General features: G+C 63.7%; 24 protein-coding genes and 1 pseudogene. 20 read left to right on the top strand and 5 right to left on the bottom strand.

What is annotated here, in order from left to right; all coding sequences use genetic code 11:
- Position 1 precedes the first annotated feature (1 nt).
- Both ACZ1HK_RS03465 and ACZ1HK_RS03470 read left to right on the top strand, forming a co-directional pair.
- Positions 2–1,144 (top strand): aromatic ring-hydroxylating oxygenase subunit alpha, encoded by a 1,143-nt coding sequence (locus ACZ1HK_RS03465; protein ID WP_472627470.1) that lies wholly within the window; start codon positions 2–4, stop codon positions 1,142–1,144.
- Between the two features lie 5 nt (positions 1,145–1,149).
- Positions 1,150–1,371 (top strand): hypothetical protein, encoded by a 222-nt coding sequence (locus ACZ1HK_RS03470; protein WP_472627471.1) that lies wholly within the window; start codon positions 1,150–1,152, stop codon positions 1,369–1,371.
- A 5-nt stretch (positions 1,372–1,376) separates the two neighbouring features.
- Here the strand turns inward: ACZ1HK_RS03470 and ACZ1HK_RS03475 are convergent, their stop codons facing one another.
- Both ACZ1HK_RS03475 and ACZ1HK_RS03480 read right to left on the bottom strand, forming a co-directional pair.
- Positions 1,377–1,868: a hypothetical protein gene (locus ACZ1HK_RS03475; protein WP_472627472.1), complete on the bottom strand. Its 492-nt coding sequence runs from the start codon at positions 1,866–1,868 to the stop codon at positions 1,377–1,379.
- A gap of 109 nt (positions 1,869–1,977) precedes the next feature.
- Positions 1,978–2,547 (bottom strand): lytic transglycosylase domain-containing protein, encoded by a 570-nt coding sequence (locus ACZ1HK_RS03480; protein WP_472627473.1) that lies wholly within the window; start codon positions 2,545–2,547, stop codon positions 1,978–1,980.
- A gap of 185 nt (positions 2,548–2,732) precedes the next feature.
- Here ACZ1HK_RS03480 and ssb point away from each other — a divergent pair, with 185 nt between their 5' ends.
- From ssb to trpE, 5 genes are all read left to right on the top strand, one after another.
- Positions 2,733–3,251: a single-stranded DNA-binding protein gene (ssb, locus tag ACZ1HK_RS03485; RefSeq protein WP_472627474.1), complete on the top strand. Its 519-nt coding sequence runs from the start codon at positions 2,733–2,735 to the stop codon at positions 3,249–3,251.
- A gap of 178 nt (positions 3,252–3,429) precedes the next feature.
- On the top strand, positions 3,430–4,617 hold the full coding sequence (locus tag ACZ1HK_RS03490) for an aminotransferase (RefSeq protein WP_472627475.1): 1,188 nt from the start codon (positions 3,430–3,432) through the stop codon (positions 4,615–4,617).
- 76 nt (positions 4,618–4,693) lie between these two features.
- Positions 4,694–5,200 (top strand): SurA N-terminal domain-containing protein, encoded by a 507-nt coding sequence (locus ACZ1HK_RS03495; RefSeq protein ID WP_472627476.1) that lies wholly within the window; start codon positions 4,694–4,696, stop codon positions 5,198–5,200.
- Positions 5,173–6,546: a peptidylprolyl isomerase gene (locus ACZ1HK_RS03500; RefSeq protein ID WP_472627477.1), complete on the top strand. Its 1,374-nt coding sequence runs from the start codon at positions 5,173–5,175 to the stop codon at positions 6,544–6,546. Before ACZ1HK_RS03495 ends, ACZ1HK_RS03500 begins: the two co-directional genes overlap by 28 nt.
- Positions 6,546–8,057 (top strand): anthranilate synthase component I, encoded by a 1,512-nt coding sequence (gene trpE, locus ACZ1HK_RS03505; protein WP_472627478.1) that lies wholly within the window; start codon positions 6,546–6,548, stop codon positions 8,055–8,057. The genes ACZ1HK_RS03500 and trpE overlap by 1 nt, the downstream gene beginning before the upstream one ends.
- Before the next feature lie 166 nt (positions 8,058–8,223).
- Here trpE and ACZ1HK_RS03510 read toward each other — a convergent pair whose 3' ends face one another.
- On the bottom strand, positions 8,224–10,116 hold the full coding sequence (locus ACZ1HK_RS03510; RefSeq protein ID WP_472627479.1) for a divergent polysaccharide deacetylase family protein: 1,893 nt from the start codon (positions 10,114–10,116) through the stop codon (positions 8,224–8,226).
- A gap of 151 nt (positions 10,117–10,267) precedes the next feature.
- On the opposite strand from ACZ1HK_RS03510, the gene ACZ1HK_RS03515 reads away from it, so the two are divergent.
- The 9 genes and pseudogenes from ACZ1HK_RS03515 (at position 10,268) to ACZ1HK_RS03555 (ending at position 17,507) form a co-directional block, all read left to right on the top strand.
- Positions 10,268–10,858: an anthranilate synthase component II gene (locus ACZ1HK_RS03515; RefSeq protein WP_472627480.1), complete on the top strand. Its 591-nt coding sequence runs from the start codon at positions 10,268–10,270 to the stop codon at positions 10,856–10,858.
- Positions 10,855–11,880, top strand: a complete 1,026-nt coding sequence (gene trpD, locus ACZ1HK_RS03520; RefSeq protein WP_472627481.1) for an anthranilate phosphoribosyltransferase — start codon at positions 10,855–10,857, stop codon at positions 11,878–11,880. The genes ACZ1HK_RS03515 and trpD overlap by 4 nt, the downstream gene beginning before the upstream one ends.
- A complete protein-coding gene (locus tag ACZ1HK_RS03525; RefSeq protein ID WP_472627482.1) occupies positions 11,877–12,377 on the top strand; it encodes a hypothetical protein in 501 nt (166 codons plus the stop codon). The genes trpD and ACZ1HK_RS03525 overlap by 4 nt, the downstream gene beginning before the upstream one ends.
- A gap of 46 nt (positions 12,378–12,423) precedes the next feature.
- Entirely contained in the window at positions 12,424–13,224 is an 801-nt protein-coding gene (gene trpC, locus ACZ1HK_RS03530) for an indole-3-glycerol phosphate synthase TrpC (RefSeq protein ID WP_472627483.1), read from the top strand.
- Positions 13,224–13,702: pseudogene (gene moaC / locus ACZ1HK_RS03535) on the top strand (cyclic pyranopterin monophosphate synthase MoaC). The gene trpC and the pseudogene moaC overlap by 1 nt, the downstream one beginning before the upstream one ends.
- Positions 13,699–14,898, top strand: coding sequence for a molybdopterin molybdotransferase MoeA (locus tag ACZ1HK_RS03540; protein WP_472627484.1), 1,200 nt, complete (start codon positions 13,699–13,701; stop codon positions 14,896–14,898). Before moaC ends, ACZ1HK_RS03540 begins: the two are co-directional and overlap by 4 nt.
- 111 nt (positions 14,899–15,009) lie before the next feature.
- Positions 15,010–15,705 (top strand): transcriptional repressor LexA, encoded by a 696-nt coding sequence (gene lexA / locus ACZ1HK_RS03545; RefSeq protein ID WP_472627485.1) that lies wholly within the window; start codon positions 15,010–15,012, stop codon positions 15,703–15,705.
- 203 nt (positions 15,706–15,908) lie between these two features.
- Positions 15,909–16,541, top strand: a complete 633-nt coding sequence (locus tag ACZ1HK_RS03550; protein ID WP_472627486.1) for a transglycosylase SLT domain-containing protein — start codon at positions 15,909–15,911, stop codon at positions 16,539–16,541.
- A gap of 81 nt (positions 16,542–16,622) precedes the next feature.
- Complete coding sequence (locus ACZ1HK_RS03555; protein WP_472627487.1) at positions 16,623–17,507, top strand: transglycosylase SLT domain-containing protein; 885 nt, start codon at positions 16,623–16,625, stop codon at positions 17,505–17,507.
- On the opposite strand, the gene ACZ1HK_RS03560 is transcribed toward ACZ1HK_RS03555, so the two are convergent.
- A complete protein-coding gene (locus tag ACZ1HK_RS03560; RefSeq protein WP_472627488.1) occupies positions 17,504–17,917 on the bottom strand; it encodes a hypothetical protein in 414 nt (137 codons plus the stop codon). The genes ACZ1HK_RS03555 and ACZ1HK_RS03560 overlap by 4 nt on opposite strands.
- A gap of 169 nt (positions 17,918–18,086) precedes the next feature.
- Here ACZ1HK_RS03560 and ACZ1HK_RS03565 point away from each other — a divergent pair, with 169 nt between their 5' ends.
- Positions 18,087–18,851, top strand: a complete 765-nt coding sequence (locus ACZ1HK_RS03565) for a heparan-alpha-glucosaminide N-acetyltransferase (protein WP_472627489.1) — start codon at positions 18,087–18,089, stop codon at positions 18,849–18,851.
- A 5-nt stretch (positions 18,852–18,856) separates the two neighbouring features.
- On the opposite strand, the gene pepN is transcribed toward ACZ1HK_RS03565, so the two are convergent.
- Positions 18,857–21,424 carry an aminopeptidase N gene (gene pepN, locus ACZ1HK_RS03570; RefSeq protein WP_472627490.1) on the bottom strand — a complete coding sequence of 856 codons (2,568 nt, stop codon included), beginning with the start codon at positions 21,422–21,424 and terminating at the stop codon, positions 18,857–18,859.
- Between the two features lie 103 nt (positions 21,425–21,527).
- Between pepN and ACZ1HK_RS03575 the strand changes: the two genes are divergently transcribed.
- From ACZ1HK_RS03575 to ACZ1HK_RS03585, 3 genes are all read left to right on the top strand, one after another.
- The gene (locus ACZ1HK_RS03575; protein ID WP_472627491.1) at positions 21,528–22,283 is read left to right on the top strand and encodes a deoxyribodipyrimidine photo-lyase; all 756 of its coding nucleotides are present in this window, start codon (positions 21,528–21,530) and stop codon (positions 22,281–22,283) included.
- A 216-nt stretch (positions 22,284–22,499) separates the two neighbouring features.
- The gene (locus ACZ1HK_RS03580; protein WP_472627492.1) at positions 22,500–23,132 is read left to right on the top strand and encodes an FAD-binding domain-containing protein; all 633 of its coding nucleotides are present in this window, start codon (positions 22,500–22,502) and stop codon (positions 23,130–23,132) included.
- 57 nt (positions 23,133–23,189) lie between these two features.
- Entirely contained in the window at positions 23,190–23,714 is a 525-nt protein-coding gene (locus ACZ1HK_RS03585) for a hypothetical protein (protein WP_472627493.1), read from the top strand.
- Positions 23,715–23,733: the final 19 nt, after the last annotated feature.

Here is a 23,733-nt window from a genome sequence, read left to right on the forward strand (position 1 = left end):
CATGCCCGACGACCGGATGCGCCCCCTTGCCGATGTCATGGCCCCGATTGAGCGCGCCCATGGCCTGCCCAACGAACATTACACAGACCCCGCCACTATCGCGGCGGAAAACAAGGCTGTGCTGGAGGCGACCTGGGCCGCCCTTGCGGTCGGCGCCGACGTGCCCGAGCCGGGCGATGCCAAACCGATAGAGTTCCTTGGCCAACCGCTTTTGCTGCTGCGCGACGATGACGGGGCCGTGCGGGTGTTTTTCAACATCTGCCGCCACCGGGGCATGATCCTCGTCTCTGAGCCGCGCAAGATCGAAGGCGCGATCCGGTGCCCCTACCATTCGTGGTGCTATTCGAAAGCGGGCCGCCTTGTGGCCACGCCCCATGTCGGCGGGCCGGGCCAAAACGCCCATGCGGGGATAGACAAAGCCACGCTCGGTCTGGCGGAGGTGCGCAGCCATATCTGGCGTGACGTGGTGTTCATCAACCTCTCGGGCGATGCGCCAGCCTTTGAGGAGGTGCACGCGGATCTTCTGCAACGCTGGGTGGAGTTCGAACAACCGATTTACCATGGCGGCGCAGACAGCCGGTTTACTTTGGAAGTTGCGACCAACTGGAAACTGGCGGTCGAGAATTACTGCGAAAGCTATCACCTGCCTTGGGTACATCCCGGCCTGAACAGCTATTCGCGGCTGGAAGACCACTATCATATCGAAGAACCCGGCAAGTTCTCGGGCCAGGGCACCTATGTTTACCGCCAGCTCAAGGGCGATAACGGCGCGATGTTCCCCGATTTCGCGGGGCTCAGCGACCATTGGGATGCAGGGGCCGAATATATCTCGGTCTTTCCGAACGTCTTGATGGGGGTGCATCGCGACCATGCCTTCGCGATTGTGCTGGAGCCTTTGGCCCACAACCGCACGCGCGAGCATATTCACCTCTACTATCCGGTGGCTGAAACGGACGACGCGCTGCGCGCGGCCAATACCGCGCAATGGAAGACGGTGTTTGAAGAGGACATTTTCGTTGTCGAAGGCATGCAGAAGGGTCGTGCCGCGCAGGGCTTTGATGGTGGCCGCTTTTCCCCCGCGATGGACGGGCCAACGCATCTGTTCCACGCTTGGGTTGCAGAACGGATCGAGGCGGCACGCTGACCAGGTTGGATAAAGCGGGTCTGGATGCGGCGCTACTGGCGGCCCATGCCAGCGGAGACCGTGCAAAACTCGTAACGCTTTATGCGGAGGCGGCAGAGGCGCACACGGAAGCAAAGGCCTTCTACTTGACACATGCCTATGTGTTCGCGCTGGAGGCCGGGGATGCTCGGGCCGCTGCATTGCGTGCAAGGCTGGTTGCGCTGGGGGCCGATACGCCCATTGCGTAAGGGCGCTAGCTGTCGCGGCTTGCCCACACACCTTGGCGGTGGCGCAACAACCGCCAATTGATCAAAATCATCCAGACCGTCCACAGCGGCCAGAAGATGGAGGCATAGTTCATCGGGTGGCACCCTCTGGGCGCTTGCCAGCGGAACGCATCGCGTAGGATGTCGCCAAATCCGTCATTGTTGGGCCCCGGTGCCACGATGGCGGTGCCATCGCCCGGGCGCGTCAGCGTGATCGTCCCGCGGCTCTGGATCAGCTCAAGCATCAGCTCAGTGCTTTCCTCCGTCGCGCGGTTCTGCAGAACGTCGGCGGCAAAGGCGCAGGTATTGGCGGATGAAAAGGCAATCAGGCCCCGTCCATCAAGTGTCGCCGTAAATTGCGCGTAGGCCTGATCAGCAGTGTCCGCGGGCGGCGTAGCACAGTCCGCGCCTTCGCAGATCTGCACTGTCACCGGATCAAAATCGATGTTGCGACTGCGATCGACGGCCCAGACAATCATCAAGGTCGCGAGGCAGCAAAAGGCCAGCCCTTCAACGAATCTGAGCGCATTGGTTAGCGTAAAGGCGCTCTCATCCTGCGGTTCCTCCTCGGGTCCGGGAGGGACCCCGTCAGCTGCGCGAGCCAAGGATCACGCGGACATAGTGCTGGGTTTCGGCAAAGGGGGGCACGCCATCATGTTGTTCAACCGCGCCCGGGCCGGCATTGTAGGCCGCAAGCGCCAGGCGCCAGTTGCCGAACCGGCGATATTGCTGTGCAAGGTAGCGCGCGCCACCATCAAGATTGGCCACCGGGTCAAGCGGATCCACCCCCAAAAGATCGGCTGTGTCTGGCATAAGCTGCGCCAGCCCAAGCGCGCCTGCGTGGCTGACCGCTTCGGTATTCCAGCCGCTTTCCTGCTGCACGAGGCGCAGGAACATATCCTCCGGGATGCCGTGCCGCCGTGCGGCGGATCGGGCGACCTCAAGAAACGGGCCGTCATAGCCGCCTTCATAGTCTAGCAGACCCCGTTCCACTTCACTTTCCGGGCGCAGCCGGTTTGAGAATTCGTATTGGGTGGCCGCACGTCCATCGAGCACATTCATCATCCGATCAAGCCGGTCCAGCCCGCTTTGGGCGGCGGCGGGCACGGCGAGAAGTGCGGCGGCAAGCGCAGTGGGCAGCAGACGAATATGGAACACGAGGCGCAACAACTGGGCTGTGGATAATTGGCCGTAACATAGCGGCTTGGGCCGCGTTGATCCAGAGCGACGGTCAATCCGCGCCGGATTAGGGTTTTCTTCACCAAGTTGCGATGGTCTAACCGACGAAAGCGCTGCGGCCTGAATCAGCGGCCCGGTGCAAGACAGACAGAGGGGGAATTCACATGGCAGGCTCGGTCAACAAGGTCATTCTGATCGGCAATCTGGGGCGCGACCCCGAAATCCGCAGCTTCCAGAACGGGGGTAAGGTCGCCAATTTCAGCGTCGCAACCTCTGAGACGTGGAAAGATCGCAACACCGGCGAGCGGCGCGAAAAGACGGAATGGCACAACGTCGCCATCTTCTCGGAAGGCCTGGTGCGCGTGGCGGAGCAATATTTGCGCAAGGGCTCCAAGGTTTATGTCGAGGGCAAGCTGCAGACCCGTAAATGGCAGGACCAATCCGGCAATGATCGCTATACGACGGAGGTGGTCATTCAGGGCCTGAACGGCACCTTCACCATGCTCGATGGTCGCGATGGCGGCGGCGGCAGCGGTGGTGGCGGCTATGGCGGCGGTGGCGGTGGCGGTTACGACGATCGCGGCGGGAGCTTTGGCGGCGATGACCGCGGCGGCCAAGGCGGCGGCGGTTTCGGCGGTGGCGGCGGCGGTGGGTCCGACCTGGACGACGAAATCCCGTTCTAGGCGAGATGCAGCCATTGGCGCCCATGGCTGGCCGGCCCTCTATGCCGTATTTGCTTCCGTGAGGCGAAGCGTGTTTGCAGCATCGGGCGGTTTCGCGTTGGGCGAGGCCGGGTTGATTTGCATTTTCATGGAACAAAAATGGGCAGGCCGCACGCCATGGGTATGAGGAGTCATCCAGATGCAACCGGTTAATCCCGCCTTTGTGGCAACCTTTCCGCCCCCGGTCATGGAGGCCCGGCGCTGGATCGAGGGCAAGGTTTTCCCTGCCGATCGCCCGCTGATGAACCTCAGCCAGGCGGCACCCGTCGACCCGCCGCCAGAGCCGTTGATGCAGGCCATGGCCGATGCGGTGCTGACGGACCCGTCGGTGCATCTTTACGGACCTGTGCTGGGTCTTGGCGCGCTGCGCGAAGAATTGGCACAGCAGTGGAGCACTGGGTATGGCGGGACGGTGCGTGCCGCGCAGGTCGCGATCACGGCGGGCTGCAATCAGGCCTTTACTTCGGTGATGTCGACGCTGGCGGGTGCGGGGGACGAGGTCATCCTTCCCTTGCCGTTTTACTTCAACCACCAGATGTGGCTGGACATGGGCGGCGTGCGCGGCGTCTACCTGCCAACCGGCGCAGATCTTCTGCCCGACCCCGAGCAGGCCGCAACCCTGATCACCGATCGCACCAAGGCCATCGTGCTTGTCTCGCCCAACAACCCGGCCGGTGTCGAATATCCTGCCCTCTTGATGCGCGCGTTTTACGATCTTGCAAAAGCCCATGGCCTGGCGCTGATCGTAGACGAGACCTACCGCGATTTTCATTCCGCCGAGGGCGCACCGCATGATCTGTTCACCGACCCCGATTGGGACGGCACGCTGATCCATCTTTATTCCTTCTCCAAGGCCTACAGGCTTACCGGGCATCGCGTCGGTGCCGTGATGGCGTCGGAGGCACGGCTGGCCGAAGTTGAGAAATTCCTCGACACCGTCGCGATCTGCCCGCCCCAGATAGGCCAAATCGGCGCGCTTTGGGGGATGCAGAACCTTGGCGACTGGCTCGCCGGTGAACGGCTGGAAATTCTGGCCCGCCGCGACGCGATCCGGGCAGGCTTCCAGCGGCTGCCCGAATGGGAATTGCTTGGCTCCGGGGCCTACTTTGCCTATGTCCGGCACCCGTTCGACCAGGCCTCGGACCTTGTTGCGAAACGGCTCGTCGACGAGGCAAGCCTGTTGGTTCTGCCCGGCACGATGTTCGGGCCATTGAAGGCGCAAGGCGGCTCGGGTCAGGCGGAGGCCACTTTGCGCATCGCATTTGCCAACGCAGATGCGGCAGGTCTGGGCGAAATGGTGAACCGCCTATCTGCAATCACGGCCTGAACCGCTTGCCCCCTGCCCGCCGATTGCTTATCGATCTGCGAACTGTTTTGACCCGAACCTGAAGGCCTCGTGAGCAATGGCAAAATCCGCTGCAAAAAAAGTCGGCAATATCTTTGTCTGGATCCTGATGGGCCTGCTCTTCGTGGCGCTTGCGGGCTTTGGCATCGGCTCCTTCGCGGGCGGGGCCAGCCGGGTTGGCAGCGTGGGCGATGTCGAGATCACGGCCGATGATTACTACCGCGCGCTCAACAATGAAATCCGCGCCCAGATTGCGGATACCGGTGAAGTCGTGACCTTCGCCCAACTCCGCGCCCGTGGCGTGGACGAGCAGGTGCTGACCGGCCTGATCGCGCGTGCAGCTCTGAACCACGAGGCGGCGCAAATGGGCATCTCTGTGGGCGACGAAGAGGTCGCGCGTCAGATCCAGCAAATCCAGGCGTTCCAGGGCACCGCCGGCAGTTTCGACCGTGACACCTACGAATTCGTCCTCGCGCAGCAAGGGGCCTCCCCCGTGAATTCGAAGAGGATACCCGCGACGACATCTCGCGTGCGCTGTTGCAGACCGCAGTGGTTGGCGGCCTGACCCCGCCCGCGCTTTTTGCTGAAACCATTGCCGCCTATCAGGGCGAGACGCGCGATTTCACGCGCCTGACCGTGGGCCGTGGTGAGTTGGCGGAAGACCTGCCCGAGCCGAGCGACGAGGACCTCGCCGCGTACTACGAGGAAAACCCGCAGCGCTTCACCCGGCCCGAAGCCCGCCGCATCACCTATGCCTGGATCACGCCGGATCAGATCCTGGATGACGTCGACCTTGCCGAAGACGAGCTGCGCGGCCTCTACGAGGACCGGTTGAGCCTTTATGTTCAGCCCGAACGCCGCCTGTTGGAACGTTTGGCCTTTTCAACGGTCGAAGATGCGCAAGCCGCATTTGACGCGATTGCCGCAGAAGCGACGGACTTTGACACCCTGGTGGAAGAGCGTGACCTGACCCTGGAAGACGTCGATATCGGGGAGGTCTCGGCCGACGATTTGGGCGCCGCCGCCGCGGAAGCGATCTTCTCCGACGAGGAAAGCGAAATCATCGGGCCGGTTGAAACCTCGCTTGGCCCCGCCCTGTTCCGCGTGAACGCCGTGCTCGAGGCCTCGGAAATCACGTTTGACGAAGCGCGCGACGACCTTGCTGCCGAAATGGCAGAAGACGCGGCACGCCGCGAGATTGATGCCATGCGCGAGGAAATCGACGACCTGCTGGCCGGGGGCGCCACTCTGGAGGAATTGGCCGACGACACCGCCATGACCTTTGGCACCATCGACTACACGCTTGCGTCCGAGGATGGCATCGCGGCCTACGACAATTTCCGCGATGCGGCGACAGCCGTCGAAGAACGTGACTTCCCGGAATTGCTGGAACTCTCCGATGGTGGCCTGTTCGCTCTGCGTCTGGATGAAATCGTGCCGCCCACCCTGCCGCCGCTGGAAGGGATCGAAGATGAGGTGGCCGAAGCCTGGACCATCAGCGCCCTGCGCGATGCGGTTGCGGCGCGGGCCACGGAATTGCTGGGTCAGATGGCCACTGGTGCCACGCTGGAGGATCTGGGCGACACCGCTGAGGAGCGTTTGATCCGCAGGCAGGATCTGCTGCCCGATCTTCCGCCCACCACCGTGGCGCAGGTGTTCCAGATGGACGCTGTGGGTGATGTTGTCATGATCCCCGGCGCCGAGGCCGCCCATGTGATCCGCCTTGATGCGATCAATTCTGCCACGCGCGACGGGCCGGATACGTCGATCCTTCTGCTGATCCTCGAACAGACAATCTCGCAATCCATTGCGACCGATATCTTTGAGGCTTATGGCCAGGCCACACAGGCCGAGGCCGGGTTCACCACGAATTCCGGCGTCATCAACTCCGTCCACGCAGCCTTCCCCTGATGGCAGAGCTGAGCGACTTTGACGCGTTCCGCGCAGGCTGGGAGCGTGGCGAAAACCAGCTGGTCCACGCCCGTCTGGCGGCTGATCTGGATACGCCCGTTTCGGTGATGCTGAAGCTGACGGATGCGGGCCGCGATGCGTTCATTCTTGAATCGGTGACCGGCGGCGAAGTGCGGGGGCGGTATTCCATCATCGGGATGAAGCCCGATCTGATCTGGCGCTGTCATGGCGAGACGTCCGAGATCAACCGCGCCGCGCGCTATGATCGTGAGACGTTTGAGCCGTGCACAGATGCGCCACTGGATGCGATCCGGGCCCTGCTGGCGGACTCCGCCATCGATATGCCTGATGAGCTGCCCGCAGCAGCAGCAGGCCTGTTCGGCTATCTCGGCTATGACATGATCCGCCTGGTGGAGCATCTGCCGGATGTGAACCCGGACACGCTCGGGCTGCCGGATGCGGTCTTAATGCGGCCGTCTGTCATTGCGGTGCTGGACGGTGTGAAAGGGGAGGTCACGGTTGTCAGCCCCGCCTGGGTCTCTTCGGGTTTGTCGGCGCGCGCCGCCTATGCACAGGCGGCAGAACGCGTTTCCGATGCGCTGCGCGATCTTGAACGCGCGCCGTCGGTGGCCGCGCGCGAGATGGGCGATGCGCATCCCCTGGGCGAGCCTGTCAGCAACTTCACACACGCGGCCTACCTGCAAGCGGTCGAGACGGCGAAGGAATATATCCGCGCCGGTGACATCTTTCAGGTCGTCCCGTCGCAACGCTGGACCCTCGATTTCCCCGAGCCACCCTTCGCGCTTTACCGCGCGCTGCGCCGCACGAACCCTTCGCCGTTCATGTTCTACTTCAATTTCGGCGGGTTCCAGGTTGTGGGCGCCTCGCCCGAGATCCTGGTGCGCGTCTTCGACAAAGAGGTCACGATCCGCCCCATCGCAGGCACCCGCCCGCGCGGGGCAACGCCCGAGGAAGACCGCGCGTTGGAGGCCGATTTGATGGCCGACAAGAAGGAACTGGCGGAACACCTGATGCTGCTGGATCTGGGCCGCAACGACACTGGCAAAGTCTCCAAGATCGGCACCGTTCGCCCGACCGAGGAATTCATCGTCGAACGCTACAGCCATGTCATGCACATCGTCTCGAACGTTGTGGGTGAGTTGAGCGACGATCATGATGCTCTCTCCGCCCTTCTGGCCGGCCTTCCCGCGGGCACTGTCTCTGGCGCGCCAAAGGTCCGCGCCATGGAGATCATTGACGAGTTGGAGCCCGAAAAGCGCGGCGTCTACGGCGGCGGCGTCGGCTATTTCAGCGCGGGCGGTGACATGGACATGTGCATTGCGCTGCGCACTGCGGTCGTGAAGGACGGCAAGCTGTATATTCAGGCGGGCGGTGGCGTCGTCTACGACAGCGATCCCGAGGCGGAATTCATGGAAACCGTCAACAAATCCCGCGCGATCCGCAAAGCTGCCGAGGATGCCAGCCTGTTTTCGCGCGACGGGAACCGCTAACCCGTACGGCCCCTCCTCCGACCTGCCGCCTCGCAGCAACACCCTGTCTTCCATTGGTCAAAAATACCTCGGGGGAGGCGCGCAAAGCGCGGCGGGGGCAGCGCCCCCAGCCTCAAAGAAGGAATGCGCCGAAGGCGCTCCGTTTGACAGAATATCCGAGTGGGGCCTAAGGCTCAGACGCGCGCAAAAGGACCGCCGATAACGGAGCCAAGGCCACGCCCGCCGACCGGTCGCCAAGCGCCCAGGAAAACAGCGCCGTCACCGTATCGGGACGCGTATGGCCCGCCACAATCACCGTGCCCTCTTGTGACGCCGAAAAGGCCGCACGCGACAGGAACCGTGTGATCGTCGTGGCGCGTTCCCCCTCATCATCCAGCAAACGGAACAATGTCGCACTCGGCACGCCCGCCCGGTTGGCGGTCTGCTCGGCCGCATTCAACCCGCGTGGGAAGGCGACAAGCCCGTGCCCGGTCTCGGCCAGCAACGCAACCGTCGCATCCAGGACGGGGCGATCGCCCTGGATCCGGCTGTCTGGTGTGTCCAGCAGGGCAACGGCCTCGGGCAACACGGATTGCGCGGCACTCACCGCCACCTCGGTATCTACAGCCGTCGCCCCCTCAGGCAGCATTGAGCCAAGAAGAACCACTTCGAACCCGGCCTCCCGGTAGATGGCGGCCCGCGCGGCGGCATCCGGGTGCAGCGGATCAATGGCAAAGGCCACTGGGAAAGTGAAGCGCGTCAGGGTCGTCTGTTCGATCCGGCTGTCAGGCTCATCAATCAGCACCACTGCCATCAACGGGCGCTCGTCCGCCGGATCAAACGGCGCAGCAAAGGCCTGTATTGCGGGCAAGTCATCCACATCCGCTTCAACCTCGGCCTCGGCCTCGGCCTCAGCTTCGGCGACAGGCTCCGCATCCGGCACGGGCGATGTGGCGTTACCACCCGCTTGCGGCAGGCGAGAGACCTGCGGGAAGCGCGGCGTTGCCGTGTCCGCTGGAACATCTTCTGGAGCGTCGTCCGCGTCAGCTGCGTCATCGCCAATGGTCGGGAACCGTGGGGAATTGAGTGTCGGCGTTTCGGGTTCAGTCGCATCAAGGGCAGCGATCTCTTCGCCGGACGCCGCTTCATCTTCAACGCCGATTTCAGGCACGTCGGGCGCTTCTTCTTCTTCGGCGGCTGCGACTGGCACATCCTCAGGCGCTGGCTCAGGCGCTGGCTCCGGTTCGGGCAGCGGGGCCGTGGCCGTTTCCACGGCTGGCGTGGCACTGACCTGCGGCAAGTTCAATGCCGCCGGGGAATCACCTGTTGCCGCAACAGCGGTCGATCCAGACGGCGCATCGGGGGCCGTGCCCAGTGCAGGCGCTGCGGCGATGGTTGCGGGCGTTTCGGCGGAGACTTGCGGCTGCGCTGCCGGGGCCGTGTCGAAACTTGGGGCGGCGGACAGGCCCGCTGGCTGCGGTGCCGCAGGCGCGGCAGCGTTCGGCGCAGCGTCCGTCGCGGGCAAGGCGGCCTCTTCTTCAGGCGGCGGGCGGTTGAATTCAGAGCCTGATGGCAGCGGGATGTCCGTGGCCGGGGCTGCTGCGCCAGTGTCTTCACCGTCACTGGCCGCAGCGTCCACATCTGGTTCGCTTTCCTCGGCCGGGGCCGCATCCTCGGACGGGGCGGCATCTTGGGCGGGCGTCGTCCCATCAGGTGCTTCCGCATCAGCCGCTTCCGCATCTGTGACGGGCGCGACTGCGGCGCTGCCTTCAACGGCCGCTTCACTTTCTGCGGCTTCTGCGTCGCCAGAGGGTTCCTCTGCAATCGCAGACGCATCTTGCGCGCCATTATCCGCCGCAGGCGCCTCGTCGCTCGGCGCGTCATTTTCAGGGGCTTCTTCTGCAACCGGCTCTTCAGCCGCTGCTTCAGCTTCATCTCCATCCGCGCTCACCGTCACGTCAAGCGCTGGAGCATCCTCGACACCGGGGCGCGGCGGTAGGGGCGTGTTCAGTGATACCGCCGCAAGCACCAGCCCAGAGACCAAAAGACCTGAAAGAATACCGACACTCAGACCGCCCATGGCCCATGCTCCTGTCTGCTCTGGCCCGGGTTCAACGCCCGAACATTCAACACCATGTGCCGGCCTACCTTGACCCGCGCGCACGGCTTTGAAACATGTATAGCGCGGGCGCGCGTCGCCTTCACCCCTTTTCGCGTGAGGTTGCCTGACGATGCTGCTCCTGATCGATAACTACGACAGTTTCACCTACAATCTGGTGCACTATCTGGGCGAGCTTGGCGCAGATGTCCGCGTTGTGCGCAACGACCAGATCACCGTGCAGGACGCGATGGCCTCGGGCGCAAGCGGGATCGTGCTGAGCCCTGGGCCCGGCACGCCCGAGCAGGCTGGCATTTGCCTGAGCCTGACAAAAGCGGCGGCTGGCGCGCAGATGCCGCTTTTTGGCGTATGCCTTGGCCACCAAACCATCGGTGCGGCATTCGGCGGCAAAGTGGAGCGTCACACCGACATCGTGCACGGCAAGATGGGCGTCATCCAGCACGAGGGCAAAGGCGTCTTCGCTGGATTGCCTTCGCCGCTTGAGGCCACGCGGTATCACAGCCTTGTCGTTGATCGCACCTCACTGCCGTCGGAGCTTGAGGTTACAGCCGAACTCAGCGACGGCACGATCATGGGTGTGCGCCACCGGCAGCTTCCCATCGAGGGCGTGCAATTCCACCCCGAAAGCATCCGGTCCGAGCACGGCCACGCGATGCTCAAGACCTTCCTAGAGACGACCCAAAAGACAAGCGAGCCTGCATGACCGACCCAAATGACGCGATGAAGCCCATCATCTTTGCGGCTTCCGAAGGCCCCTTGTCGCGCGCGCAAGCCGAGGAGGCGTTTGGCTACCTTTTTGATGGCGCGGCAAGTGCGGCGCAAATGGGCGGCCTGATCATGGCAATGCGGGCCCGCGGCGAATCCGTGGCCGAATATGCGGCTGCGGCCCAGGTCATGCGCGAGAAGTGCATCGCGGTGAACGCCCCCGAAGGCGCGATGGACATCGTCGGCACCGGCGGGGACGGGATGGGCACGCTGAACATCTCAACAGCCACGGCCTTTGTCGTGGCAGGCGCGGGTGTACCGGTGGCCAAGCACGGCAACCGCAACCTCTCGTCCAAATCCGGCGCGGCGGACGTGCTGACCCAGATGGGCATCGACGTGATGGTCGGCGCCGATGTGGTGGAGGCCAGCATCAAAGAGGCCGGCATCGGCTTCATGATGGCCCCCATGCACCACCCGGCCGTCAAACATGTCATGCCGATCCGGCAGGAGCTTGGCTGCAAGACGATCTTCAACATTCTCGGCCCCCTGACGAACCCCGCAGGCGTGAAGCGCCAACTGACCGGGGCCTTCGCCATCGACCTGATCTACCCCATGGCCGAAACGCTGCTGGAATTGGGGTCCGAGGCCGCGTGGCTTGTCCATGGATCGGACGGAACGGACGAAATCTCGATCTCCGGCTTCACGAACGTGGTCGAGCTGAAGGACGGCAAGCTGCGCTCCCGCGAGGTGCACCCGGAGGATGCAGGCCTGCCCGTGCATCCCTTCAAGGACATTCTCGGCGGCACGCCCGAGGAGAACGGCCAGGCATTCCGGGCGCTTCTGGACGGGGCTGAAGGCGCTTACCGTGACGCGGTGCTCATGAACGCTGCCGCCGCCCTCATCGTGGCGGGCCGTGTGACAGAGCTGCGCGATGGCGTGGAAATCGCGCGCGACAGCATCGACAGCGGTGCAGCCAAGGCGGCGGTTGCGGGCGTAGCCCGTGTGACCTCGGCCAAGTGAAGCGCTACATCCTGCCCCTTGGGTTCGGCTTTATCGGGCTGGTCCTGCTGACGATCACGCTCGTCCTCTACCTGCACATGGTGCGGGAGTTGCGGATCGGCGAACAGCTGATCGATGACGGCGTGGCGACCGACGCCCTTCTTGTGTCAGCGGAGTATGTCGAACGCCTGTCGTGCCGGGGCGGGACCATCAAGGTCTGCAACCGGTCGGATTATGCCCTCGGGCAGATCGTCTATCTTGTCGATAACCGGCGCGCCGTTACTCAAGTAACACTGAGTGAGGCGGATTTCGCGTCCCATGAGGCCGGGGAAGAGGTTCGAATACCAATCGTCTATCTGCCCGACGACCCGTTGGAGATCGAAGGCACGCGCGGTGATCGGTTCATCTCGGCGCGCTCCGATGACCTCACGATCCTTGTCAGCGCGATCTTTGGCATCGTCTTCGCAGCCATCGGCGGGATTGCGGCGCTGGTGATCCGCAAACAAGCGCCTGCCTGAGCCCCGCCTCTCGACAGCCCTGCCCCCCTTGCCTAAGACGGGACCCATGAGCACGATACTCGACAAGATCAAAGCCTATAAGCTGGAAGAGGTCGCCGCCGCCAAAGCCGCGCGCCCCCTGGCCGAGGTTGAAGCCGCAGCACTTGCCGCATCCCCCGTTCGCCCCTTCGGCGCCGCGTTGAAGCAAGCGCAGTCCGACGGCTACGGCCTGATCGCCGAAATCAAGAAGGCCAGCCCCTCGAAGGGTTTGATCCGCGCCGATTTCGACCCGCCCGCCTTGGCGAAGGCCTATGAAGCTGGCGGCGCGACCTGCCTTTCTGTTCTGACCGACACACCAAGTTTCCAAGGCGCGCCGGAGTTCCTGCAGGCCGCCCGCGCCGCCGTGTCGCTCCCCTGCCTGCGCAAGGATTTCCTTTACGACACCTATCAGGTCGCCGAGGCTCGCGCGTGGGGCGCCGATTGCATCCTGATCATCATGGCATCCGTTTCCGGAGCCCAGGCCGCTGAGCTGGAAGACGCCGCCTTCGCCTGGGGCATGGATGCCCTGGTCGAGGTGCATGACGGGGCCGAGCTGGACCGCGCGCTGGCGCTCAAATCGCCGCTTCTGGGCATTAACAACCGCAACCTCAACACGTTCGAGACGACGCTGCAAACCACCCGCGATCTGTCGCAACGGGTGCCCGGCGACCGGATGCTGATCTCGGAATCCGGTCTCTTCGAACCCGCCGACCTCGCCGATATGGCCCGCCACGGCGCACGCACCTTCCTGATCGGCGAAAGCCTGATGCGGCAGGACGATGTAACGGCCGCCACCAAGGCCCTGCTGGCCGAGCCGGTGCCAGCCTGATGGCCGAGCTGACCCATTTCGACGGCCAGGGGGCGGCGCACATGGTCGATGTCTCTGACAAGGCCGTGACAGACCGGGTCGCGGTGGCAGAGTGCTACGTGAAGATGCTCCCGCAAACCCTTGAAAAGGTGACAGAAGGCACTGCCAAGAAGGGCGACGTTCTGGGCGTCGCACGACTGGCGGGCATCATGGGCGCGAAGAAATGCGCCGACCTCATCCCCTCTGCCATCCACTGCCGATTACCAAGGTCGCGGTCGATCTGGAGCCGGACACGGACCTGCCCGGCGTGCGCATCACGGCGACCGTGAAAACCACCGGCCAGACGGGTGTAGAGATGGAGGCGCTGACCGCCGCCTCCACCGCTGCCCTAACCGTTTACGACATGCTGAAGGCGGCTGAAAAAAGCATGGAGATCAGCGGCCTGCGCGTCGTTCTAAAAGACGGTGGCAAATCCGGCAGGTACGAGGTCTCACCTTGATCTCCGTTGAAGAGGCCCTTGCGAAATGCCTCGCGCTGGCCAAACCAGTCGGCTCTGAGATCGTGCACCTCGCAGACGCTGGCGGCAGAACGCTCGCCGCACCCGTCACCGCCTACCGGGATCAACCGCCCTTCTCCGCCTCCGCCATGGATGGCTATGCCGTCCGTGACGTCGAGGCGATCCCCGGCCGCCGCCTGAAGGTCGTGGGCGAAGCGCCGGCAGGCCACCATTGGCCGGGCACCATTGGCCCAGGCGAATGCCTTCGCATCTTCACCGGCGCGCCCTTGCCAGCAGGCACTGATCGCGTCGTGATCCAGGAAGATGTCACACGCGACGGCGACCGGATCATTCTGGGCCGCGACCTTGGATCGAACACCAATATGCGCCCCTCCGGTGCGGATTTCGTCGCTGGCGCCGCCCTAGACACGCCCCGCCGCCTCAGCCCTGCCGATATCGCACTCGCCGCGGCCATGAACGCGCCGAAACTGACTGTCTCCAAACGGCCCGACATCGCGCTGATCGCAACGGGGGATGAACTTGTCAGCCCCGGCGAGGACCCTGCACCCGACCAGATCATCGCCTCCAACACCTATGGCCTGAAGGCGCGGATTGAGGCCGCCGGAGGCCATGCCCGCCTACTTCCCATCGCCCGCGACAAGCGCGAAAGCCTGGAGCAGGTGTTCGAAATGGCCAAGGACGCCGATGTGATCGTCACAATCGGCGGCGCCTCGGTGGGCGACCATGACCTTGTGGGTGATGTGGCCCAGGACCTCGGCCTCGACCGCGCCTTCTACAAGATCGCCATGCGCCCCGGAAAACCGCTGATGGCGGGCAAACTGGGCAACGCGACGCTCCTTGGTCTGCCCGGCAACCCGGTCTCGGCCATGGTCTGCGCGGAATTGTTCCTGATCCCCATGATCGACGCGATACTCGGGCTGCCCTCCGGCCCGCGCCCGCGGCTCAAGGCGCGCCTCGGCGTCGACCTGGACGCCAATGGCCCGCGTGAGCATTACATGCGCTCGCGCCTGGAACCTGGCGACGACCTGCCAGTGCTGACACCCTTCGGCAGCCAGGATTCATCCCTGCTGACGATCCTCTCCGGCGCTTCCGCCCTGCTGGTGCGTCCGGTAGATGAAGGGCGCAAGCGGGCGGGCGATCTTGTGGAATATGTTCCTCTCGCACAGCTATTTTCCTGATTCGTTGACAAATTGTTCGGAACAGGGGTAGAACATACCCTGAACGGGCACAGAATATGCCCGCAGAGCTGAGCAGTTGCCCAACCGGGCGCAACAATCGAGGAGACGGGGATGCTGACGCGCAAGCAGAGGGACCTTCTGGAATTCATTCACAAGCGGATGCAGAAGGACGGCGTGCCGCCCTCCTTCGATGAAATGAAAGAGGCGCTTGATCTGCGCTCGAAATCCGGCATCCACCGGCTGATCACGGCCCTGGAAGAACGCGGCTTCATCCGTCGCCTCGCGCATCGCGCCCGCGCCATTGAGATCGTCAAAATGCCCGACGCAATGGCCGATGGCGGTGGCAGCGGCTTTACCCCCCGCGTGATCGAAGGCGACCGCGCCGACCCGCCCGCAGGGGCCATGCCCGTGGAAGCGGCGGCTGCCACGGAACTGCCTGTGATGGGTAAAATCGCAGCTGGTGTACCGATTGAGGCGATCAGCCAGGTCGCCGCCCATGTTGCCGTGCCCCAGCAGATGCTTGGCACAGGCCGCAGCCACTATGCTCTTGAAGTTAAAGGCGATTCCATGATCGACGCCGGGATCAACGACGGCGACATCGTGGTGATTGAAGAGGGCGATACAGCCGATAACGGCGATATCGTTGTGGCGCTGGTCGAAGATCAGGAAGCCACCCTCAAACGCCTGCGTCGCAAGTCGGGGATGATCGCGCTTGAGGCCGCCAACCCGGCCTATGAGACACGGATGTTCCGCGACGACCAGGTAAAGGTGCAAGGCAAGCTGGTCGGCCTGATCCGCACCTACTGAACAGCCGGGCGCGCGGTGCCACGGGGCGTCGCGCGCACCACAAGGCAGGTCCGAGAACGACCAAAGGCCAGAGGGGGCTGCAATACCGCCTCTCTCGATCAGCGAAAATCAGCCGTTTTCAGTTGCTTGCGCAACGTTCGCCTTGCTGGCCACCAGCCCGCTGCGCTAGCCCGCGCCGTCTGCTCACGATTACCGGTACCCGTATGCCTTCGATTTTCGCCCGCGCCCCCGCTGCCCTTCTGGCCGCGCTCGCCCTCCTGTCGCTTCCCGCCTGCGCCACCCTTGCCGACCTCAACCTGCCGGGTTTTGGACGCGATGCACCAGATATCCAGCTCGACGATGTCGCGATGCGCTGGGATCACCGCCCGGAGGCTGGCGAATGGACCCGCACTGCTTTTGCAGCGCTTGAAACCCATGCTGCCGTCTTGCCGACCCTTGTGCCCGGCGACATTGCCGAATGGTGCCCCGCCTACCCCGACGCCACGCAAACGGAACGCCAATTGTTCTGGACGGGCCTGCTGTCGGCCCTTGCCCGCCACGAAAGCACCTGGAACCCAGAGGCCATCGGCGGCGGCGGGCGCTGGCACGGGCTGGTGCAGATCAGCCCCGCCACCGCGCGTCATTACGGCTGCCAGGCCACCTCTGGGGCGGCCTTGCGCGACGGCAGCGCCAACATCTCCTGCGCGCTGCGCATTTGGGCGCAAACTGTGCCCCGTGACGGGGTCGTGGCCGCCGGGCGCGGCGGCGTCGCCGCAGATTGGGGCCCGTTCGTACAAGCCAACAAACGCGAAGAGATGCGCGACTGGATCTCTGCGCAACCGTACTGCGCCCAATAGCCCGCCACGTTTTTCTTGCCCAAGAACGGATCAAAAGGCTAAATAACCTGCCTGCTGCCAATCCGGGGGGATGGCCAAACCATGGGCGCCTTGCGTCTTTTCTATCTGTTGGGCGGTCTTGCCGTCTGCATCAGTTCCGTGCCGGAGCGTGCATTTGGGCAGGCTGCGAACGATATCGATGTGGAGGTCACGGCAGGCGCGATGGATCCCGGCATCGGCTTGGATCGCCTTTCCCTCCCTGAAGAATTCGATCCTCTTATAGAAGAAAGCGACATTGCGTCGATCAGCCCTCTCGCCCCCGCGATCAGCCTGCGCCCCGCCCCACGCGACACCTGGGCGGTGCCTGCGGCCCGGTGGGATGACCACCCGCGAGGATCGGCATGGACGGCCGCAGTCTTGTCAGCCTTGCGCGGCCCCGGCGCGCCGCTGTTGGAGGTCGAGCCGCGCGACATCACCGCCTGGTGCCCTGGATACCTCCAAGCCTCACCCGCACAGCGTGCGGCCTTCTGGACCGGCCTGATCTCCACCCTCGCCTGGCACGAAAGCACCCACCGCCCCACGGCAGTCGGCGGCGGTGGACGTTGGTTCGGCCTTGTGCAGATTGCGCCCGGCACCGCCGATTGGCGCAACTGCGATGTCCAATCCGGACAGGCGCTTTTGGACGGCGCGGCAAACCTGCGCTGCGGCATTCGGATCATGGGCATCACCGTGCCACGCGATCAGGTCATCGCCGAAGGGATGCGCGGCGTTGCGGCGGATTGGGGGCCATTCCATTCCCAACGCAAACGCGAGGATATGCGCCAATGGGTCCGCGGGCAGGACTATTGCCAATTGCCGCCCTCGCCCACCCGTCCCGTGATGCGCCCTGCCAACCTGGGCCAGGCACCAGACACAGAAATGGCCCCGCAAGCGGAGCCATCCATCGGGTTCGAAACCCGCCCGGTTCAGCGACCAGAGGCCGCTTAAGCCAAGCCTTGTACCGGAACGTTGCGGGCCGCCGCTTCGCGCGCGAGCTGCTTGAGGTCAGGCAGGAATTCTGTCGGCAACCGGATTTCAGTCCCATCGGTCAACATCAGACCCACGATCGGCGTTTCGTCTCGCTTTTGAATGCGCAGATACGAGATCTGGCTGGTGGGAATGACGAAATCGTCCTCAACCCCAAGCAATTGCCAGGTCGATGGCGTGATGCGGATGCCGTATTTCGGCAGGCTCATGACCTGCCATATACACGCAATCAAAGCCGGGATTGCCATCAAAAGCACGAAGCTGGGGGCCACCTGCCACAGGAACGCGGCCAAAACGCCAAGTCCGATAAAGCTCAGCACACTCAATGCGGCGCTGCCGGGACGTACGGAATGTTCATATGTCTCTGTCATGGATTTACCAAAGAGCCAAAAAGTGACGACAATTTGGAAAGCCTGCGTCCGGGTCAGGGCAGTTCAGGTATTTTTTCTGGGCTTGCTCGCCTCAGATTACCCGTTGTTGCGCAGCAAATCGGCCTGCTAGGGTCCGCGTAATGGATCACCGAATGGGACCGGACAGGCCGTGACAGCAACCGACATGCCCCCCGCCGCACCGAGCGTAACCGCCCGCGCCCGCATACCCGCAATCGATATAGCGCGAACGGCGGCGCTGCTCGCGATGGTGGTGTTTCACTTTGCGTTTGATCTTGAACTGTTTGGCTATCTCGACCCGGGCACAACCACCCTGCCCGGCCCCTGGCGGGCCTTGGCGGTGGCCACGGCAAGCGCGTTTCTGTTTCTGGCCGGTGTGTCGCTCTGGATGGCCCATGGGTCCGGCATAAACTGGCGCGCTTTCTGGTGGCGCTTTGGCAAGGTCTGCGGCGCAGCCCTTCTGGTCACGATCGGCACCTACATGGCCTTTCCAGATGCATTTGTCTTTTTCGGGATCCTGCACTCGATCGCGCTTTGCTCGCTTTTCGGGCTGGCCGCGCTGCGATTGCCGGCCGCGATCACCTCGCTTCTCGCCATCACGGTATTCTTTGCGCCGGATTTTGCGCGATCTGACCTGTTCAATGCCCCGTGGCTCTGGTGGACCGGCTTGCAAACCATCCCGCTGCGCACCGTCGATTATGAGCCGATCTTTCCCTGGTTTGCGGCGTTCTTGCTTGGCCTGGCTGCCGCCAAGGCGATGGACCGCGCAGGCCTTTGGGCGCGCCTGCATACGCCTGATCTGTCCCCTACGCTCAGAATTTTGAGCTTTCCGAGCAAACACAGCCTGATCATCTACCTGCTCCACCAGCCCATCCTCATCGGACGGGTCTGGAGCGTCACGCAACTGATCCGATAAGGCGGTCAGGCACCGCGCATCCGCGCCACCATCTCCCCCAGATCCCGGCTCAGGCCCTCGGCCTGTGCCATCCGGTCCAACTCTGCCAGCATCATGGCCTGCCGGTCGGCATCGTAGCGTTTCCAGCTGTCAAAGGCCGTCGACATGCGCGCCGTCGTTTGCGGGTTCAACGCATCGAGCTTCAGCAGCCAATCGGCAACAAACCGGTAGCCCGCGCCCGAGGGGTCGTGGAACCCCGCCGGATTGCCCGCCGTCAGCCCCGCAATCACTGACCGAAAGCGATTGGGGTTCTTGTAGTCGAAGAGCGGATGCTGGGTCAGATGCGTCGCACGCTCCACGGCCGTCTCGGGCGCGGCCAAGGCAACTTGCGACATGAACCATTTGTCCATCACCAGCCGGTCCCCTTGCCATTGCGCCTCGAACCGCGCCGCGATGTCCGGATCGCCCGCTTCCAGCAAGCGACCAAAGGCAGCTATCTGATCGGTCATGTTCGTGGCGGCCTCATACTGCGCCAAAGCGCGCGCCGGCCCCTCCACTGCCGTCAGATATCCCAGGCACGTGTTGCGCAGGCTGCGCTGTGCTGCGGGCTCGGCGGCGGGGCTATAGGGACCAGCCGGTTCATTGGCCTCATATTGGCGGATCAATTCCTCCGTCATCGCTTCGGCAATCGCGCGCCGCATCTCTTTGCGCTTGGCGTGGATCAGCGTGGGGTCCGGCACGATCCCGGCTTCCACACAGGCCTGCGCCAGATCATCCTCTGACGGCAGGGCAAACATCAGCGCACGGAACGCCGGATCGACAGAGGTATCGCGCAGCACAACTTCAAGCGAGGCCAACAGATCTGGCGCCACGAACGCCTGCCCGCCGATCATGTTCAAAAGATCCTCGCGCAACACACTGCGCCCGGCTTCCCAGCGGTTGAACGGATCCGTGTCATCGCGCATCAACGCCAGCCGTTCCGCAAACGTCGTCGGCGCATCGAGCGTCACGGGGGCCGAGAACCCGCGCAAAAGCGATGGCATCACAACGCCCGTCCCAACCTGGTCCAGCGGCCAGGACAGGCGCATTTCTGGTCCATCCAGGACCGCCAGCGTCTCCGGCACCACCTCTTTGCCATCACTATAAAGCGCCAGACGCACCGGGATGACCGCAGGCTCTTTCATCGGCTGATCCGGCGTTGGTGGCACCTCCTGGCTCAGGAGCAGGGCAAATTCATCCCCCTCCACGCCCCAACGCGCCGTTACCTTGGGCGTGCCTGCCTGAGAATACCAGCGCTTGAACTGCGACAGGTCCTGGCCCGTGACCTCTTCAAAGCAGGCCAGCCATTCCTCGATGGTGCAGGCCTGCCCGTCGTGACGGTCGAAATAGAGCGTACAACCCGCCCGATAGGCATCCTCGCCAATCAGGGTGCGCAACATGCCGATGACCTCGGCCCCCTTTTCATAAACGGTGGCCGTGTAGAAATTGTTGATCTCCACATAGCTTTCGGGCCGCACATTATGCGCCAACGGCCCCGCATCCTCGCGGAACTGCCGCGCGCGCAGCGTCAGCACATCCTGAATGCGCTGCACCGGCGCGCTGCGCATATCTGCACTGAACTGCTGGTCGCGGAACACCGTCAGCCCCTCTTTCAGGCACAGCTGGAACCAGTCGCGACAGGTGATCCGGTTGCCGGTCCAGTTGTGGAAATATTCGTGGGCAATGATCGCCTCGATACTGGCAAAATCCGCGTCCGTCGCGGTCTCGGGCGAGGCGAGCACGTACTTGGAGTTGAAGATGTTCAGCCCCTTGTTCTCCATCGCGCCCATGTTGAAATCGTCGACGGCGACGATATTGAAGACGTCCAGATCGTATTCACGCCCGTAAACCTCTTCATCCCAGAGCATCGACCGGATCAGCGCATCCATGGCGTAGTCGCATTTATCCTCATCCCCGGACCGCACCCAGATGTTGAGGTCCACGGGCGCGCCGCTTGCGGTCGTGAAATGGTCCGAATGCGCCACCAGATCGCCGGCCACCAGCGCAAACAGATAGGCGGGCTTGGGGTGCGGATCATGCCATTCCGCAAAGCCTTTGCCCGCACCCGCCGGGTTGCCGTTCGACAGCAGGACGGGCAGATCGCTTTCCACCCGTACCTTGAACGGCGCCATGACATCTGGCCGGTCCGGGTAATAGGTGATCTTGCGAAACCCCTCGGCCTCACACTGGGTGCAGTACATGCCGTTGGACATGTAGAGGCCTTCCAGCGCCGTGTTGGTTTCAGGGCTGATCTCCACCTCCGCCTCCCAAAGGAACGGCGCATCGGGCACCATGGCCACCAGACCATCCTCGCGGACCGCAGGTTTCCAATCCTGCCCATCAATGCTGGCACGCAGCAGCGTCAGACCCTCACCATGCAGGAAGAACGTGCGATCATCGGTCTCCGGGTTGGGCCGAAATGCGATCTTGGACCGCACGCGCGTCGCCGTCGGATGAAGGGTAAAATGCAACTCCACGCTATCGATCAGAAAACCGAACGGCGTATAATCCTCCAACCGGATCGGCGCGGGGGCGGCGGGTGCGGCATCTTTCATGGGGCATGCTCCTTGGGCTATCCTGCATAGCTAGAGCGCGACCAGACGGCGCGCAACCGACGCGGATGGTTGCGGATGCAAACGGCCATGCTATCTCTGCCTCATGGCAAATGTTCTTGTTTGGTTCAAACGCGATCTGCGGGTGCAGGACAACCCAAGTCTTGCCCTGGCCGCGGCCCGGGACGGCTGCGTTTTGCCGCTCTACATTGCCGAGCCTGAGGCCTGGGCGCAGCCCGACGCCTCCGCCCGCCAATGGCGCTTTGTCGCGGAGAGCCTTGAGGGTTTGCGCGCAGATCTCGCCGGCCTCGGTGCGCCATTGATCATCCGCCAGGGCGACGCGGTCGAAACCCTCGCATCCCTCTGCGCCGCCCACCAGATCACTGAAATCATCAGCCACGAGGAAACCGGCAACCTCTGGTCCTATGCCCGCGACCGAAAGGTTGCCGCATGGGCGCGTGCCGCTGGCATCCGCTGGACGGAAGTGCCGCAGATGGGCGTGCACCGCCGCCTGCCCTCCCGCGACGAATGGGCCAAGACCCGCGAAAAGGCCATGCGCCTGCCACAGGTCGACACGCCCGACACACTGAGCGGCTTTCCCGAAGATCCGGGCGCAATCCCAGACGCCCGCGACCTCGGCCTTGCCTTCGACCCCTGCCCCGGTCGCCAACGGGGCGGTCGTAAAATGGCACTGTCCACGCTCGGCTCGTTCCTGACAGAGCGCGGGCAAGACTATCGCCGCGCCATGTCCTCGCCGCTTGAGGGCGCGACCGCCTGCTCCCGCCTTTCGCCCCATCTCGCCTTCGGAACCCTCTCCCCCGCGAAGCCGTCCACGCCAATGCCGCCCGCCGGGCCGTGCTGAAAGGCACCCGGTCGGGCTGGCTCGGCTCGCTCAAGAGTTTCGAGGCCCGCCTCGCCTGGCGTGACCATTTCATGCAGAAGCTCGAAGATCAGCCAAGCATTGAAACCCGCTGCCTGCACACGGCCTATGAGGGCCTGCGCCCGGCCACGCCCGACGCCACCCGCCTACACGCATGGGAACAGGGCGAGATCCGGCATCCCATTCGTCGACGCCTGCATGCGCTCGCTCAACACCACCGGTTGGCTCAACTTCCGCATGCGCGCGATGCTGGTGGCGGTGGCGTCCTACCACCTGTGGCTCGACTGGCGCGCGACCGGCCCGCATCTCGCCCGCCAATTCACGGATTATGAACCCGGCATCCACTGGCCACAGGTCCAAATGCAATCGGGCACCACCGGCATGAACACGATCCGCATCTACAACCCCGTCAAACAAGGCATGGATCAGGACCCGACCGGCGCGTTTACCCGCCAATGGTGCCCCGAATTGCGCGACGTGCCCGACGCGCATCTGCAAACCCCGTGGACATGGGAAGGCGCGGGCCAGCTGCTCGGCAAACGTTACCCCGCCCCGATTGTGGACGTGAAAGAGGCGGCGAAAGCCGCCCGCGACCGCGTCTGGGCCGTGCGCCGCGGCGACGCGTTCCGCGCGCAAGCCGCGCAGATCGTTGAAAAGCACGCCTCCCGCAAGGATGGCGGCGCGGGGCGGCACTTTGTCAATGACCGTGCCCCGAAACGAAAAAAGCCAAATCACCCGACGCGCAGCTTTCTCTCGGCCTCTGATGCACCCGCAGACGCGGCGTTTTGCGAAACAGTCTGTGCCGCACAGGTAGGGAAAACGGGTGTTTGATCGGCCCCTGGTTGCGCCTAATCTGCCTCGCATCGACGCAAGAGTACGGAGCCCATCATGCACATCCTCATCGGCCTCGCGACGCTCGTGGGCGGCATCCTTTTCTGGGTCTGGCGCGCACGGATGGCTGCGAATGCGGCCTCTGAACTCGCCGATATTGCGGGCACCATGGCAGGCGCCGTGCGTCGGTTCGGCTTTCGCCGCCGCCACGATATGCACCCGGTTGATTGCATTGAGGATAACACGCTCGCTGCCGGTGCGCTGACCGTGGCCTTTCTCGACCTCGGCACGACGCAGACCGAAGAGCTGCGCACCAAGCACCTCCTGGCGCTTCAATCCCACTTCGCCATCGACAAGTCGGAAGCCGAGGAAATCCTCGTGATGGGCCATTGGATGGTCAACGAATGCAACGGCCCTGCCCCCGCTGTCACGCGGCTCGGCAAGCGGTTGATGAAGCTGACCGGGTCCCACGGCCTCGACGCGCCGCTCAATGTCATTAACGATGTCGCCTTAGCCACCGGTGGGCTGACCGACAGCCAACGCGATGCCCTGCACGATTTGCAGCGGATTTTCCGGCGCTGACCAAAGCCGCCCGTGCGCG

The sequence above is a fragment of the Gymnodinialimonas sp. JB5-7 genome, from assembly GCF_055693405.1.